The following is a 16,775-nucleotide window of genomic DNA, read 5'->3' as shown; positions in this document are numbered from 1 at the left end:
GTTAACTTACCTCCTTTACATCTGCTATTTTAGCAGCATCGGCTTTATCTTTCTTTTTCCTCAAATTCTTAAAGAATTTACCGATGACACCACTCATAATTAATGAGAATGCAGAGAAGTAAATGATAACTGATATAACGACATCAATAATTTCTGGTTTGTAACCAAAAAGACTTGCTGATGTACCACCTCGCTGTATATGAGAGATGAATAATGCGGAAAATATAATACCAATTGGATTAGAGTTACCTAACAAGGCAACAGCAATCCCGTTAAATCCATTGATTGCAATGATATTGACTGGTTCATAAGTTTGTGAACTACCTGCTATAGTTGAAGGAGCAAGAATTGCGAATGCACCACCAAGACCAGCAAGACCACCAGCGATAACCATTGTTAATACTGTATTTCTCTTATAATTGATACCAGCATATTTAGCAGCATCCTTATTATGACCAGTAGCGATTAACTCATATCCAAATGTAGTTTTATGAAGCACTATATATAAGATAACTGCAATAGAGATTGCAAAGAATAACCCAATGTTTGCATTTGAATTTTGGATACTTAGAGAAGCTAATTGTGCAGATTCTGGTAGATATTGTGTTCTAGATAAAGATGATACGTACATAACATCATTACCTTTAATCCACATATCAACTAAAAACATCCCAATATAATTTAACATAATAGAGGTAATAACTTCATTTACATTAAAGAAAGCTTTTAAAATACCAGGTATTAATCCCATGAGCATACCACCAAGTAAACCTGCAAGTATAGCAACAAGCCAGTGAATAGAACTTGGCATATCAATCATAAAACCAACATATAATGCAAAGAACATACCCATTGTGTATTGTCCAGAAGCACCAATGTTAAATAAACCCATCTTAAATGCAAATCCTACTGCTAAGCCTGTCATCAAAATTGGAGTTGCAAAATATAGCACATCACCAATTTTATCAAACCCACCAAATAGGATCTTATTAAATCCACCAAATGTATTTTCAGGAGAAGCAATAAGTAAAACGATTAATCCAAATAATAGGCCAAATGCGATTGCTAATAAAGTAGCAAAGAAAGAAGCGGAACCTTTAGTCTTTGAAAGACTTTTAAGTTTTGCCATGATACTGGCAAAAGTGAATTTTTTAGGCATGTGCTACCTCCTTCTTAGTGTTTCTCTTAGAACCAGCCATATATAGACCTAATTCTTCAACTGAAACTTTCTTAGGATCTAACTCGCCAACAATTTCACCCTCATACATGACTAGTATACGATCAGCTAAGTTCATAACTTCGTCTAATTCAAGTGACATAAGAAGAACAGCTCTACCATCATCTCTTGCAAGCACGATTTGTTCATGTATAAATTCAATTGCACCTACATCAAGACCTCTTGTAGGTTGTACAGAAACTAAAAGATCACATGTTTTTTCTAATTCACGAGCAATAATTGCCTTTTGTTGATTTCCGCCAGACATAGCTCTTGCAGGAGTTGTTGGACCTTCACCGCTTCTAACATCATATTTTTTTATGAGTCTTTCAGCATAAGATCTAATATTATCAAATCTTAGGAATCCTTTTTTAGAGAATTCTGGTTGCCAATATCTTTGTAGGACCATATTTTTTTCTAAAGAATAATCAAGTACTAGTCCATATTTATGTCTATCTTCTGGAATATGACTTATGCCTTTTTTAGAACGATCTCTAATTGAGGCTTTTGTAATGTCTTCACCATTTAAAAAGATTTCACCTGAACTTGGTTTTTCTAGCCCTGTAATGATATAAACAACTTCACTTTGACCATTACCTTCAATTCCAGCTAGACAAACTACTTCACCAGCTCTTACATCAAAAGAAACATTTTTTACACTGTGTAAATCAGATACTTTTGATTTAACACTAATGTTTCTAACAGATAGAACAACATCTTTAGGTTTAGCTTTTTCTTTTTCAATTGTAAAGTTAACATCACGTCCAACCATCATTTTTGATAGTTTTTTCTTTGTAGTATTTTTGATCTCAACAGTACCTTTATATTTACCTTTTTGTAAAACAGTACAACGATCAGCAACTGCCATGATTTCATTCAATTTATGAGTAATAAATAATATAGATTTGCCTTCTTTAGCAAACCCACGCATAATATCCATAAGTTCCTCAATTTCTTGAGGTGTCAGAACTGCTGTAGGTTCATCAAATATTAAAATCTCGTTTTCTCTGTAAAGCATTTTCAATATTTCTACACGTTGTTGCATTCCAACTGATATCTTTTCAATTAAAGCATCAGGATCAACTTGTAGACCATATTGTTCAGATAAATCAATAACTTTTTGTCTAGCATCTTTTTCTTGTAAAAAACCATATTTATTAGGTTCAACACCTAATATAATATTTTCTAATACAGTGAAAATTTCTACTAGTTTGAAATGTTGATGCACCATGCCAATGCCTAAAGCATTTGCATCATTTGGATTATTGATATCAACTTTCACACCGTTTTTTCTAATTTCACCTTTTTCTGGTTGGTATAAACCAAAAAGGACGCTCATTAAAGTTGATTTACCCGCACCATTTTCTCCAAGAAGTGCATGTATTTCACCTTTTTTAAGCTGTAGTGTAATATCATCATTTGCAACAATGCCAGGAAATTCTTTCCTGATGTTAAGCATTTCAATGATGTAGTTTTCCATATGTATTTCACCGCCATCTTTTATTATGTAAATATTTTATCATAGATAAGATAGAATTTAATATTTTTTCCTTCATAAATGAAATAAATGAAACTTTTAATTCTTGATTAGATAAAATATGTTTTAAATATAAAAAAAATAGAGGAGAAGGGTATTAGCCATTCTCCTCTAATAGCCTCTAATAAGTATTAAATATTTATTAAAAGCCAACATTCTTTTTAAAAATCGAATTATCTAACAGTTACATCAACTAAAGTTAATCCAAGACCTGTTTCTAATTCTGCAGCTGTAGCATTACCGTTTGCATCTGCAACTGTAATTGAACGAACTGGATCAACATCGCCATCAACTAACATAGCAAATACTAAGTCATAAGCAGCTTTGTCAAATGTAGTGAATCTGTCAAATGCATCGCCATTTTCGTCGCCAATAACCATTGTTGGTAGACCAACACCGTCATTAGTAGCATTGAAATAAGTACTTGTACCAGCATATGTAGTCCATGCATTATCAAAGTAAATTGCATTTAATACTTGAATAACTGATGCAGCTAAACCTTTAGTAGCAGAAGTTATAACAGTAGGGCTGTCATATCTTTGGTCAACGTCAACACCAATTACTAGTGCTTCAGCTTCTGATGCAGCTGACATTACTGATTTACCAACTGAACCGCCAGCAGCAAATATAACTTCAACACCTTCTTGATACATAACGCTTGCAGTTGCTTTATTAGCAGCTGATTCGTCAAAGTTACCAGTATAATGATAAGTTACTGTAACATCGCCAGCAGCTAATGACATTGCAGCAGCAGCATCTTCAGCGCCTTGCAAGAAACCATAACCGAAAGCTTGTACAGCAGGAATTGCCATACCACCCATGAAACCTAGGTCTGTCATGCCATCTTTAACAGCAGCGTATCCAGCTAAGTAACCTGATTCTTCTTCAGCATAGAAAATTGATGCAACATTTGATTTTGTTTCAAATGTAGAATAATCAGCTGTATGTGGTGCGCCATCTAATAAGATGAACTTAACATCAGGATATAGAGTTTGAGCTTCGTAAATTGGAACTTCAAATAAGTATCCAGGTGTTACGATAACTTTTGCTCCACCTTCAACAGCTAAAGCGATTGAAGCTAGATAACCAGTATCTGATGCTTCTTCAGGTTTATAGTATTGATGTGTTAGGTCATTTTCTTCCGCAAATGCAACAACACCTTCCCATGCACCTTGATTAAAGGATTTATCGTCGATATTTCCTTTATCTGTAATAAGAGCAATTTCGTACTCTTTTCCACCACAACCTACAAGTAAAACTGCAGATAGAGTGATTATAACTAACAATGATAATATTTTCTTCATTTTTTCCTCCTATTATCTTTTTTTGTTATTACTATTAAGATTATACCATTACTTTCAGGTATTTTTCAATATCTTTTTTCGTAAGTTTAAGTTTTTCATGTATATACATAATAAATATAATAAATAAAGATTTGATAAGCATAAATTTAATCAAATTATAACTCTTGATATATATCTCATATTGAATAAATAGTGAATTTCGTATATCATAAAGATGTCATGGAGATGATGATGTGAAAATTTTAGTAGCTGTAGATAGTTATAAAGGTAGTTTAGATTCAAAAAGTTTAAATAATATTATAAAAAAATATATTGAAACTCTTGGGCATCAAGTTATATCTTATGATATAAGTGATGGTGGTGAGGGTTTTTTGGATGCTATTATGTCTAAAAAAAAGTGTCAACACATGCAGATAAATACAACAGGACCATTTGATGAAAAGATTATGGCTTCATATTTGCTTGATAAAAATGTTGCTTATATTGAACTTAGTAAAGCATGCGGAATATCTTTAATAGATAAAGATAGTTTAAATCCTATTAAAACAACAACATATGGATTAGGAAAACTAGTTTTAGATGCGATTGATAAAGGTGCATCTCATATCATGATGGGCATTGGAGGATCAGCAACCCATGATCTTGGTTTGGGTATGATGCAGGCATTAGGTGTTAAGTTTTATGATAAAGAATATGAAATAAAACAACATATCAATGGTAATCTTTTAGGAAGCATTACTTCATATGACACATCAATTTTAGATCAAAGGATTGAAAATATATCTTTTGAGATGATAACAGATGTTAATAATCCTTTATTAGGTATTATGGGTGCTGCATATACATATGCTCCACAAAAAGGAGCAACAAACATTCATATGATAGAAACATTAGAAGCACACACAAGTCATTTCTGTGTGATAACTAAAGAAAAGTATCATAAAGATTATCAGTTCTTAAAAGGTAGTGGTGCAGCTGGTGGATTTGGATTTGGAGCAAAAGTATTTTTAGACGCAAAAATTAGTCATGGTATAGATTATATGATAGAATTTCTTGATATAAAAAAAGATATCACAAAGTGTGACCTTATGATTGTAGGAGAAGGCAAACTTGATAAGCAAACTTTAAATGGAAAAGCTCCATTTGGTATAGCTAAACTAGCAAAAAGCATGGATAAGAAAGTAATTGGAGTATTTGGTATGAAAGATATAGATGTAGATATGAGTTTTTTAGATTCAGTTTATACGATTGTTCCAACGTATGCTAGCTTTCAAGAGTCATTTGATCATCCTAAAAAATACATATTAGAAATGATTAAAGATATTGAGCTAAAAAAATAAACCTTTAGATTGACTAAAGGTTTTGATCGTTTTTCTTTGCCATCATTGCTGCTGCAAATGATGGGTCTAATATTGGATTGATAATATTGATATAAGGATCAATAGCTTTTATTTTTAATTGAAGCTGTTCCTTAAAGTATCCTCTAGAATTTCCAAGACTACCAACGATAACACAAGTCTTGTTCTTCATAGAAATATAATTATACACTGCCTTAACAGCAAGTGCACATTCATCGGTCGCAAGATCGATGATTTTTTTAGCATGTTGATTATCTTGATTAGCAAACATGGTTACGATTGGTGCTAGACTAGCAACTCTCGTTCTATCATCATAAAAGTCATTCATGACATAAACGATATCAGAAGGTTGATTTAAACCAATAGACTTAGCTATTTCATTTGCAAAAGCATCTTTTTCATATCTGCCGTCATAAGCTCTGATTGCATATCTGATTGCTTCAGTTCCTAAATGAAAGCCACTTCCAAGTTCGCCTTCTTTATATCCCCAACCACCAGCTTTATGACTCTTATGGATATCTTTACCAAATGCCACCATTCCAGTTCCAGATATTAAGGCAATACCTTCTTCGAAACAAGCACCAGAATATAGAGAGTTTTCCATATCGTTTTTAACTATTATTAAGGCATCTTCTTTAAAATAAGGGAGATCTCTAAGTCCACGTTCAACATCAAGTGAATCTGTAGGAAAAACAATACCACTAAGACCTGCAAAACACCCATCGATTTTTCTCTTTGGGTTTTTATCAAAATAAGGTTTTATTGCTTCATTGATTGCTGTTATGGTTTCATCAAGTGATACACTATCAGTAGAAGAAGGACCACTTGTATTTTCATAAATTAATTGTTCTCTTTTATCGATGATTGTGACTTTGGTTTTTGTTCCACCACCATCTATTCCTAAATATAGATTCATTGTTATCTCCTTTTATACCCTATAGTTTAACATTATATTAAAAGTACGGGTTTGTCAAATAGAACTACAAATATATGCTAAAAAACTAACATAGAATAAGAGATTATAAGAAAATGATAGTATATGATGAATAAAGCATGAATTTTATAAATATATATAATAAAATCTTAATGAATGAAAACGAAAATTATACTTATGTAATTTATTTAAGCTAGAAAGAGGAGATTTTATGGCAATAATATTTTTAGAGCCTGTATTTAAGGAACGTATATGGGGAGGGAAAAGAATTAAAGATGTTTTTAATTATGATATCCAAAAGGATAAAATAGGAGAATGCTGGGCTATATCAGGTCATGATAATGGATCTTCAATGGTTATATCAGGAAATTACAAAGGACTTAATTTAAAAGAACTTTATGACAAACATAAAAAAGAACTTTTCAATGATGATCCTAGTGCTAAATTTCCTTTATTAATAAAAATATTAGACGCTGATGATGATCTATCTGTTCAAGTTCATCCTGATGATGCATTTGCTTTGAGCCATGAGAATGAATTTGGGAAAACAGAATGTTGGTATGTAATTGATGCAAAAAAAGATGCTAAAATTATTGATGGTCATTTAGCAACTTCGAAAACAGAATTTATACAAAAAATTAAGGATAATGACTTATCATTGTGGCATTATAGAAGTATTAAAAAAGATGATTTCATATATTCCTTCTAAATCTGTTCACTCGATTGGAAAAGGTGCTTTAATATATGAGGTTCAGCAATCTTCAGATTCTACGTATAGATTGTATGATTATGATCGGAAAGATAAACAAGGAAATCTTAGAGAACTACATTTAGATAAAGCATTGGAAGTTATTGATATTCCAGCAAAAATAGCAAGTGTAGATGTTAAAATTGAAAAACATTCAGATTACGATATATATGATTATACAAATAATAAATATTTCAGTTTAAAAAGAGTAGATATAAAGAATAAATATATATTTAATACAAATAAATATGTATTATGCAGTGTTTTAGATGGATACGGAACTATAACAAATATATCTATTGAAAAAGGTGACCATTTTATTATTTCAGGTTCTAATGATAATAAGGACATCAAAATTGAAGGAAATTTGAAAATTATGATGACAAAAAGACCTTAATCAAGGTCTTTTTTTTATTTTTGAAATAAATAATTTTCATTTTTATATAAAAAACAGCAATAATTACAAAAAGAAATCGCTTTCATATACAAAAGTAAGAAAAAAGTAAGAATATATAATAACATATATAAAAATGAAACGAATATGAAGTAATTTTATTATATAATGGTAATAACAAAAAACATTTGGGGGTGACTTTCTTTGCATAAAATAGCATTAATAACAAAAGATGTAGAACCGTTTAAAGAGTTGATAGAACTTTTCAATGATAATCAATATGAAATCATACTTTTAAATATGAATGATATTGGAGATAATCACAAAAATTTTTCAGAAATTGATTTTATTTGTTTAAATCTAGAATACAATGATATCATTAATCAGCATTTGATTTCATCGATAAAAGAACAAAGTAAAGTTCCATTATGTATATTTGGTAAAAACCATACAGATTTAGAAAAAATTGCATTATTTAATGCAGGTTCAGTAGGCTATATTGAATTTCCATTTTCTAGTGTAGAAGTATACGGGCGAATTAATGCAGTTATTAAATATTTACATAAATTAACTAAAAAAGACATTAAAAAAATCATCTATGGACCAGTACAAATTGATTTATTAAATCACAGTATCAAGAATGGTAAAAAGACTTATCATTTAACAAAAGTTGAATATAAAATTCTTTTATTATTGCTAGATAAAAAAGATGAAACTGTGACTAAAGATAGAATCATTGATTTTGTCTGGGATAACGACAAATCAGCAACTGATAATGCTTTAGGTATTCATATAACTAGACTTAGAAAAAAGATAGAACATGATCCAAATATACAACTACTGGAAACAGTTTGGGGCATCGGATATCGTTTAAATTATAAATTATGTCAACAAAACAGCGAATAGCTATTTTTTCCATTCTAATTCTTACTTTTAAATTACGATTTAAAATCTTTTAAAATACTTAAGTTTATGATAAAATGATTTAGTATACTTGAATATCTAAATTATAGACAGGGGAATCATATGAAACAATCTAGAATGAAACGTATTAAACAAATTATTGCATTCATTAGTTTTGATGTTATTGCTATATCAATTACATATATGATTGCTATACTTATGTTTAGAGTATTAGATGTCCCAGTCAATACAGGTGAAATCTGGTATGCTTTACCAATTATTATTGTATTTAAAGTACTTATTTATAGCTTTTTTGGAATGTATAGTATGCTGGTTAATCATATTGGATTTGAAGATGTGGTTAAAATAACATTTGTAACTATTTTCACAAATGTTTCAATTGTTGTCTTTATTTGGCTAACAGATGCACATTTTATGTATAAAACAGCCTATTTCTTTATTACAATTGCTGAAGTTTCATTAATTACATTACCTAGAGTTGCTAATCGTTTGATTTTATATTTTAAAATCAATTGGGATTGGAATAAAGCTTTAGGAAGAAGAACATTAATTATTGGTGCTGGTTCAGCAGGTGAAGCAATTTTAAAAGAAATTTATCGAAATAAGGATTTAAACAATATGCCTATGGGCTTTATAGATGATGATGTCACTAAAATAGGCTCAAGACTATCAGGTATTAAAATTTTAGGAAAACTTGATGAAATTGAAAATTTTATCGATCAATTACAAATAGAAGAAATTGTTATCGCAATTAATGATTTCCCATCTAAAAAAATTCGTGAACTTAGTCAATTAACTACACATAGACATGTAAGAATTAAAAAAATGATGTCTGTATCGGAATTAAATGAACAAAGTAGACCTAGAATTATAGATATTAGAATTGAAGATTTGCTTGATAGAGAAGAAATCACATTAGAAGATGATCAAATAGAAACATTTATCAAAGGTGAAGTTGTCTTAGTTACTGGTGGTGGTGGATCTATTGGTAGTGAATTATGTAGACAAATTGTTAAACTAGAACCTAAAAAAATTATTATTTTTGATATTTATGAAAATAATGCATATGATATTCAACAAGAAATTTTAAGAACTTTTAAAAAACAAAATAAAGAAATTGACTTAGTTGTTTGGATTGGTAGTGTTTATAATTTAAAACGACTTGAAACATTATTTCAGACCTTTAAACCTACACTTGTATTTCATGCAGCAGCATATAAACATGTTCCTTTAATGGAAGATAGTGCTGTTGAAGCAGTTAGAACCAATGTCATTGGTACTTATAATTGCTCAAGTCTAGCGAAAAAATACAATGCTAAAAAATTTGTTTTAGTAAGTAGTGATAAAGCAGTTAGATCTACAAATATTATGGGTGCAACTAAGCGCTTTGCTGAGCTTATTATCCAAGATCAACAAAACGGACAAAAGGGCACTAAATTTAGTGCTGTAAGATTTGGAAACGTATTAGGTAGCAATGGTAGTGTTATTCCTTTATTTAAAAAGCAAATCGAAGATGGTGGTCCAGTGACTGTAACTCATCAAGAGATTACAAGATATTTTATGACCATTCCTGAAGCTGTAGGATTGATTCTACAATGTGGTGTATTTGCTCAAGGTGGAGAAGTCTTCATTTTAGATATGGGTGAACCAACTAAAATCGTTAATTTAGCAGAAAAAATGATAAGTTTAAATGGACTTAAACCTTATGAAGATATTGAAATTGAATTTACCGGATTAAGACCAGGCGAAAAACTATTTGAAGAATTATTGGTTGATCATGAATATGGTAGCCAATTAAAAACTCAAAATGAAAAAATATTTATTGAAAAGCAAAGAGATGTTAAAAAAGAAGAGCTTGATTTTGAAATATTATGTGGTAAATTAGAAAATCTTGATAATGAAGAAGTCAAAGATTGTGTAGCAAAAATCATCAAAACTTATAATCGTAATGGTAATGGTGAACATAAGAAAAACTAAAATAATAAAATGTCCTTTTGGACATTTTTTTACTTTATATTTGAAAGTTTGAGTTATTTATGATACTTTAAGTATAAGAATTTATGAAATTGAGGAATCCTTATGAAAAAATGTATTGTATATTATTCAAAAACTGGACATACTAAAAATGTAGTTGATAAGTTTAATGATTTTGATGTATTTGTGGTAAGTGCAGAGTCAGATGATCCAAACAATGATCATCCTGTATTAACAAATATACCTGATATCCTTACATACGATCATATAATTTTTGCTTGTCCTGTGCATGGCTTTCAAATGTCAAAAATTATGAGAGCTTATATGATTGGACTAAAAGATTTAAATCATAAAGTTATTGATTTATTTGTAACACATTTATTTAGATTTTCATTTCTTGGAGGAAACCAAACACTTAAACAAATGACTAGAATCATTAAAGCAAGAGGTGGACATGTTAGATATCAAACTTCTATCAATAGAAGATCTAAGAATAGTAATGATGTTATGATTGAAATTATTAAAAAATACAGTAAATAAAAACACCTGTTAAAGGTGTTCAGGCTGTAGACAAAGTATCATATCTTCGGATATGGTATTTTTTTTACAAAAGTGATAAAATACAAATGTGAGGACCAGTTTAAAATGTGCGGCTTAGACTGCTTAAAAACGCGTGAGCTATTAAGGTTCTAAAAGGCGTTCTGAGTCCTCCTCTTTTTTTATGTCTCTAAAAAATCACTTTTACCTATATATAAATATATAGGTAAGTGGTAAAATATATGTATAAGGTGGTGCTTATATATGTTAAATAGAGATCAAAAAAACAACACCAAGAATCTACAAGTCGTTGATATTGATTCACTTGTCCCACAAAATCATTTAGTCCGCAAGGTGGATAAAGTGATGCAGTTTGATTTTATCTATGATATTGTCGAGCATTTATATTCAGATGATATGGGCAGACCTTCAATTGATCCAGTCGTTTTATTTAAAATTGTCTTTATTCAATATTTATTTAACATTCGTTCGATGAGACGTACGATTGAAGAAATCGAAGTAAACGTTGCATATCGTTGGTTTTTAGGATATGATTTTTCCGATGACATTCCTCATTTCTCAACATTTGGAAAAAATTACGTTAGACGATTTAAAGACACAGATATATTTGAAGAAATTTTCAACACCATTTTATATCAAGCAATGAACTTAAAGTTAGTCAAGATGGATAACATCTTTGTCGATTCAACACATATTAAAGCATATGCCAATAAAAGACGTGTTAATGATATCTTAATCAATGATTCAACACATAAATATGTTAAACAGCTCCATGAAGAAATTAATGAACTTAGACTAAAAGAAGGTAAGAAAATCATTGATTATGATAGCCCAAAGAAAGCAATCATCAGTTTAACTGATCCAGATTGCGGGATGTTTCATAAAGGTGAAAAAGAGCGACAATTAGCCTACAGCAATCAAGTGATCAGCGATGAGAACGGTTGGGTTTTATCCTCTGAGATGTTTGCAGGAAACCTTCATGATAGTATAACAGGATTAGATACAGTAGTTAACTATCTAGATACCCATAAGGAAGTTAAAGTGGCAGTCATGGACTCTGGATATGATAATCCAATTCTTCTTAATGAAATATATAAGCGAAAAGTCCTACCTGTATTGCCATATAAACGGCCTAAAGGAAAAGATGGTTCTATAGGTCTAAATGGAGAACGGCACCTTACAAAGAATAGATTTGATTATATTGAAATGCATGACTATTATATATGTCCTAATGAAAAGATACTAACTTACAGAGGAACCAATAAACTAGGATACCGTGAATACAAGACACGTGTTAAAGATTGTATAGAATGCCCATTTAAAGCACAGTGTACAAATCAAAAAACAAGAAGTTTAACAAGACATCAATTAGAGTATGTAAATCCTTTAATCAAAGAAACGAGACTCTCAGAGATTGGAAGGGAGCTTTATCCCAAAAGAAAATCATCAGTTGAAAGAGTTTTTGGGATTTCAAAGATGAATCACTGTCTAGGTGTTACCTATTTAAGGGGACGTCAAAAGAATGAAGATCGAAGCTTCATGATTTTTAGTATGTATAATTTGAAAAAGTTAGCCGCATTAATGTGGACATAGCTTTACTTTATTATTGATATCGAGCAAATAGAGATCTTTTTTTTATATTTATCCACAAAAAACAAAAAAAGGACGATTCATAACGAAAACTCGTTTTTGAAAAGTCCTTTTGTCTACAGTCTGAAACACCTGTTAAAGGTGTTTTTTTATAGCTTTAAGTTCTTATTTTAAGATGAGTTTAGGAGATACTTTTTCATTCCAGTCAGTAGGTATATCATATACTTGACTAAGGATTGCACCAATTAAAAGTGATCGATCTGCTGAAGCACCACCTATTTTAGCATTTATATTTAAAGCATCTTCAAAACTTGTTGAATGATATAAAACATGAATGATTACAGGGATAGCATCATCAACAGAACAAGCTCTGCCAGCATACTCTTCAATAAAGTCATTCGTGTTTGACATTTGTATTGCCTTTTCTAAAGTAGGTAACTTGTCTTTAGGGGCAAGTATAAGTGATTGCTCAATAGCATGTTTTATATTTTCTTCTTCAGGATTTTCTAATATGGAGTCAAACATACGATAATAATCAAGATAAAAAGATTGTTTTGTAAATAGACTTGCTAAAGACCATGCATCATCAAGAGATAAATCTAATTCTTTGGCAAGGATATAAGGAATGAATCCGACGAGTTGATCATCATTTAAAGTTATCTGACTACTATCTGTTTTTAGCTGATCTAATAAGTCAATAGCAACTAATTTTTTCCCATAACTTTCCACATAACCTTTATATGAGCCACCAGGTAAGAACTTACTTAACAATAAGGTTTTATAATCAGCTTGATTAAATTTATTATTACTTGATTTTGCATCATAAAGCCATTTCAGGATTTCACCTTGAACTGATAAGTCGCCAAGTACTGTATTGGGATATGCAAAGAAAGATGGAGCAGCTTGCTTGAATACTTGTTCGTCTTGAACTAAAAATAATAAAGATTGTTTTTCAGACAAGTTTTGTAAATATTGAACATTATAAATCCAATGGACACCTAATGTTGCGGCATTTGCTAGTAATGCTGGGTATATATATTTTTTCAAGTTATCACCTCTATATGCTTATCATATCATATCGATGAGAGTTGATAAACACATATACTTTATTGATTTAACTCATAAGACTTTAAGCTAAAAATAGTATTCTATCTAATAGTTAATGTGTTATACTAAAATAAACATAAAGTTTCTCTATAAATATAAAACAAATGGTGATGAATATGACCTTACAACAATTAAAATATTTTGTTTCAGTGTGTGATCATGGATCTTTAAGTCAAGCTGCTAAAGTCCTGTATATAACTCAACCTGCTTTAACTTCAGCTATTAATAATTTAGAAAAAGAATATAATTTGAGTTTATTTGAAAGAAAACATAATTCAATGATTTTAACTAAGGATGGCGAGTTTTTTTATGAAAAAGCAAAAGTCATTTTAGAGCATGTTGATATATTTGAACGTGATTTAGTAGATTTGTCAGAGAAAAAGACAACGATAAGAATTGGTGTGCCACCAATGATAGGATCATTTTTATTTCCTAAAATATATGATCAATATATGTTAGAACATCTGGATGCGAAATTTGAGATATGGGAAGAAGGATCTTTGAGTATCAGAAATAAGATTTTAACTAATACCCTAGATTTAGGATTTTCAATTTTGAATGATAGTGAACATGAAGCTTATCAAAAAGAAGTCATTTTAGAAACTGAATTACTATTTTGTGTCTCTAAATCAAATCCGTTGTCTAAAAAAGAGTATTTAGATATAAGTGATATTAAAAACGAACCTATTATTTTGATGCGAGAAGGATTTTTTCAATCTAGGTTGATTAAAGGTATGTATAATGATATTGGTCAAACACCAAACATTGTATTAGTATCTAGTCAAATTTTAGTCATTCGTAATTTTGTTAAGATTAATGCTGGAGGAGCTTTTTTAATTAAAGAACTTGTTGATCCAGAAGATAAAACTATTGTAGGTATTCCATTTAAAGAAAGTCTTAAATTAAGGATTGGATTAATATGGAGAAAAAATGTAGAATTGCATTTAGGAGCCATAGAATTCGTTAATTATTTAAAAAATGTTACCTAGGGTATAAATAAAATTTATAGAGTATAAAAAAACAGTAAAAGATAGTGGTAGTATTCACTGTCTTTTTTTGATAAGATGTCAATAGATAACGCTTTCATGTTTGAATAGCAAGGAGGGTTTAACCAATGGAAAACAACGCAATAGAAGAGATAAAGGGTAAAAAGTTTGTTCTTGGTAAGGCAGGTCTATGGTCAATCATATTAATTTTAGTTATAATGATTGCTTCATTATTCGCTTCTTTAATCCAAAATGACTTTGGAAATGTAGATATTGATACTGTTTATTTCGAAGCTAGAGATAATCAAATTGTAGCTTATGATATTTATAAACCAGATAGTGCTACAGTTGATGATAAAGCACCTCTGATGATTGTTATTGCTGGATTTCAAAGATCTAGAGAAACTCAAGGGCATGTTGCACTAGAGTTTGCAAGAAGAGGATTTGTTGTTATAAATATTGACCCATACTCTCAAGGGGATTCTTCAAGTAGTTCAGCAGTTCAAGGTAGTGCTATTGCAACAGTAGAAGGATATGGTTCATTTGATTTGATTGATTATATTTATGATAATGATGATGTTTATCCATTTGTAGATAAAGATAAGATTGGAGTCACAGGACATTCAGCTGGTGGTAACGCAGCTTATCAAGCAGCAGTATATTTTGGTAAAGATTCTGTCAACAATGGTGGAGTAAGTAAAGTTAATTCAGTTTTTATTAGTGGATATGTATTATCAATAGCTTCTGATATCACATACTCTAAAAGTAATATGGGTATGGATTATGCTTTATATGATGAAGGCGCATTTAGAAACTCAATCAATGTAGATGCACCAGAGGGAACAAGTTTATCTGATGTAACTTGGATGGTTGAATCACATGATTTTGTAAATTCAGGTTTAGTCAAAGCTGGTTTACCAACCATTGGGTATGGAACACAAATAGAAATTGGCAAGATTTATGGAAATCCAAATCTTGGCAATATGCGACAAGTATTTAATACTGAGACTATTCATGCTTTTCAACCTTATAGTACAGAGGCAACAGGGAAAATCATAAGATTTTTTGAAATTGCACTTGATTTTACAAATACTGATATTTCATATAGTAATCAAGTTTGGATATATAAAGAAATTTTAACAACAATTTCATTGGTTGCATCACTTACGATGATTGTTCCAATTGGCTCATTACTATATAGAATTCCATTTTTTGAAAAATCTAAAAAAGATCCAATCATTATTACACAAAAAAGAACGCATAAGCGATTGATTGTATATATTGTAGTATTTATCATTTCTGCATCATTTGCTGCATTGACTTACTTGCCTTCAAGTCAGCTCACATTTATATTATTTCCAAAAGCAAGTAGTTCAGTCAATACATGGTTTTTCCCGCAAAGAATGACCAATGCAGTAGCTATATGGGCAGTCATGAGTGGATTATTCTCAGCATTAATGTTTTTCTTAAGCCATATACTCTTCATGAGACCTAAAAAGGGTGTATATACTAAAGGATTAAAAAATGAAGTTGATTTATGGGGATTAAAAATCTCATTAAAAGATTTTGGAAAGACTGTTTTATTAGGATTAAGTGTTGTTGTTATTTATTTTTCAACCCTAATGCTTGTTTATGGATTGTTCCATGTGGATTATAGATTCATATTTGTGATGGCAGCAAGACGAGTCAATCTAAAATCAGTGATTCAACTCTTGATGTATTTCCCATTATTCTTTGTCTTTTATTTCTCTAATTCAATTAGAGTAAATGGTAGTCAAATGCATGGGAAATTACATGAAAATGTTAAATTATTACTTGCAGGGTTAATGAATATTTCAGGACTAGCAATTATTTTACTTGTTCAATACATCGCATTTTTTAATACAGGAACAATTGCGTTTACTGAATTAAGTGATGGAACGACTCAATGGTTATATGTCAATATCTTATTTACATTATTACCTGTGATGTTCTTAATGCCATTCTTTAATAGATGGTTTTATAAATTAAGTGGTAATTCATATTTAGGACCAATCATTATCACTGCAATCTTTATTTTACTAGCTATTAGTAACTCAGTTGCATATATACCTAATTGATTTGATATATAAAATTTAGAATATAAAAAACGAAGGGAGCATACTT

Annotated in this window: 14 protein-coding genes; 9 read left to right on the top strand and 5 right to left on the bottom strand. The window is 30.2% G+C overall.

Going from position 1 to position 16,775, the window contains the following annotated elements; genetic code table 11:
- Position 1: 1 nt before the first annotated feature.
- The 3 genes from MPAN_RS05435 to MPAN_RS05425 all read right to left on the bottom strand — a co-directional run bounded on the left by MPAN_RS05435 (position 2) and on the right by MPAN_RS05425 (position 4,057).
- The gene (locus tag MPAN_RS05435) at positions 2–1,159 is read right to left on the bottom strand and encodes an ABC transporter permease (RefSeq protein WP_176240139.1); all 1,158 of its coding nucleotides are present in this window, start codon (positions 1,157–1,159) and stop codon (positions 2–4) included.
- Positions 1,152–2,696 carry an ABC transporter ATP-binding protein gene (locus tag MPAN_RS05430; RefSeq protein WP_176240140.1) on the bottom strand — a complete coding sequence of 515 codons (1,545 nt, stop codon included), beginning with the start codon at positions 2,694–2,696 and terminating at the stop codon, positions 1,152–1,154. Before MPAN_RS05430 ends, MPAN_RS05435 begins: the two co-directional genes overlap by 8 nt.
- Before the next feature lie 230 nt (positions 2,697–2,926).
- Positions 2,927–4,057 (bottom strand): BMP family lipoprotein, encoded by a 1,131-nt coding sequence (locus MPAN_RS05425; protein WP_176240141.1) that lies wholly within the window; start codon positions 4,055–4,057, stop codon positions 2,927–2,929.
- 233 nt (positions 4,058–4,290) lie between these two features.
- Here MPAN_RS05425 and MPAN_RS05420 point away from each other — a divergent pair, with 233 nt between their 5' ends.
- Positions 4,291–5,397, top strand: coding sequence for a glycerate kinase (locus tag MPAN_RS05420; RefSeq protein WP_176240142.1), 1,107 nt, complete (start codon positions 4,291–4,293; stop codon positions 5,395–5,397).
- Between the two features lie 13 nt (positions 5,398–5,410).
- Here the strand turns inward: MPAN_RS05420 and MPAN_RS05415 are convergent, their stop codons facing one another.
- Positions 5,411–6,331, bottom strand: a complete 921-nt coding sequence (locus tag MPAN_RS05415) for an N-acetylglucosamine kinase (RefSeq protein WP_176240143.1) — start codon at positions 6,329–6,331, stop codon at positions 5,411–5,413.
- Between the two features lie 229 nt (positions 6,332–6,560).
- On the opposite strand from MPAN_RS05415, the gene MPAN_RS05410 reads away from it, so the two are divergent.
- From MPAN_RS05410 to MPAN_RS05385, 6 genes are all read left to right on the top strand, one after another.
- Complete coding sequence (locus tag MPAN_RS05410) at positions 6,561–7,058, top strand: type I phosphomannose isomerase catalytic subunit (RefSeq protein ID WP_231756740.1); 498 nt, start codon at positions 6,561–6,563, stop codon at positions 7,056–7,058.
- Entirely contained in the window at positions 7,036–7,494 is a 459-nt protein-coding gene (locus MPAN_RS05405) for a hypothetical protein (protein ID WP_231756739.1), read from the top strand. The genes MPAN_RS05410 and MPAN_RS05405 overlap by 23 nt, the downstream gene beginning before the upstream one ends.
- A 201-nt stretch (positions 7,495–7,695) precedes the next feature.
- Complete coding sequence (locus tag MPAN_RS05400; RefSeq protein ID WP_176240144.1) at positions 7,696–8,397, top strand: winged helix-turn-helix transcriptional regulator; 702 nt, start codon at positions 7,696–7,698, stop codon at positions 8,395–8,397.
- A 120-nt stretch (positions 8,398–8,517) separates the two neighbouring features.
- A complete protein-coding gene (locus MPAN_RS05395) occupies positions 8,518–10,392 on the top strand; it encodes a polysaccharide biosynthesis protein (RefSeq protein WP_176240145.1) in 1,875 nt (624 codons plus the stop codon).
- A 102-nt stretch (positions 10,393–10,494) separates the two neighbouring features.
- A complete protein-coding gene (locus MPAN_RS05390; protein WP_176240146.1) occupies positions 10,495–10,929 on the top strand; it encodes a flavodoxin family protein in 435 nt (144 codons plus the stop codon).
- A 261-nt stretch (positions 10,930–11,190) separates the two neighbouring features.
- Positions 11,191–12,540 carry a transposase gene (locus MPAN_RS05385; protein WP_231756733.1) on the top strand — a complete coding sequence of 450 codons (1,350 nt, stop codon included), beginning with the start codon at positions 11,191–11,193 and terminating at the stop codon, positions 12,538–12,540.
- A 162-nt stretch (positions 12,541–12,702) separates the two neighbouring features.
- Here MPAN_RS05385 and MPAN_RS05380 read toward each other — a convergent pair whose 3' ends face one another.
- Entirely contained in the window at positions 12,703–13,584 is an 882-nt protein-coding gene (locus tag MPAN_RS05380; protein ID WP_176239634.1) for an ADP-ribosylglycohydrolase family protein, read from the bottom strand.
- 176 nt (positions 13,585–13,760) lie between these two features.
- On the opposite strand from MPAN_RS05380, the gene MPAN_RS05375 reads away from it, so the two are divergent.
- Entirely contained in the window at positions 13,761–14,633 is an 873-nt protein-coding gene (locus MPAN_RS05375; RefSeq protein ID WP_176239633.1) for a LysR family transcriptional regulator, read from the top strand.
- A gap of 125 nt (positions 14,634–14,758) precedes the next feature.
- Complete coding sequence (locus tag MPAN_RS05370; RefSeq protein WP_176239632.1) at positions 14,759–16,729, top strand: alpha/beta hydrolase family protein; 1,971 nt, start codon at positions 14,759–14,761, stop codon at positions 16,727–16,729.
- The last annotated feature ends 46 nt before the right edge of the window (positions 16,730–16,775 follow it).

Origin of the sequence: Mariniplasma anaerobium, from assembly GCF_016865445.1 — a bacterium.
GTDB lineage: Bacteria > Bacillota_I > Bacilli_A > Acholeplasmatales > Acholeplasmataceae > Mariniplasma > Mariniplasma anaerobium.
Note: the sequence above shows the minus strand (reverse complement) of the source record. Positions and strands in the feature narration are given on the sequence as shown.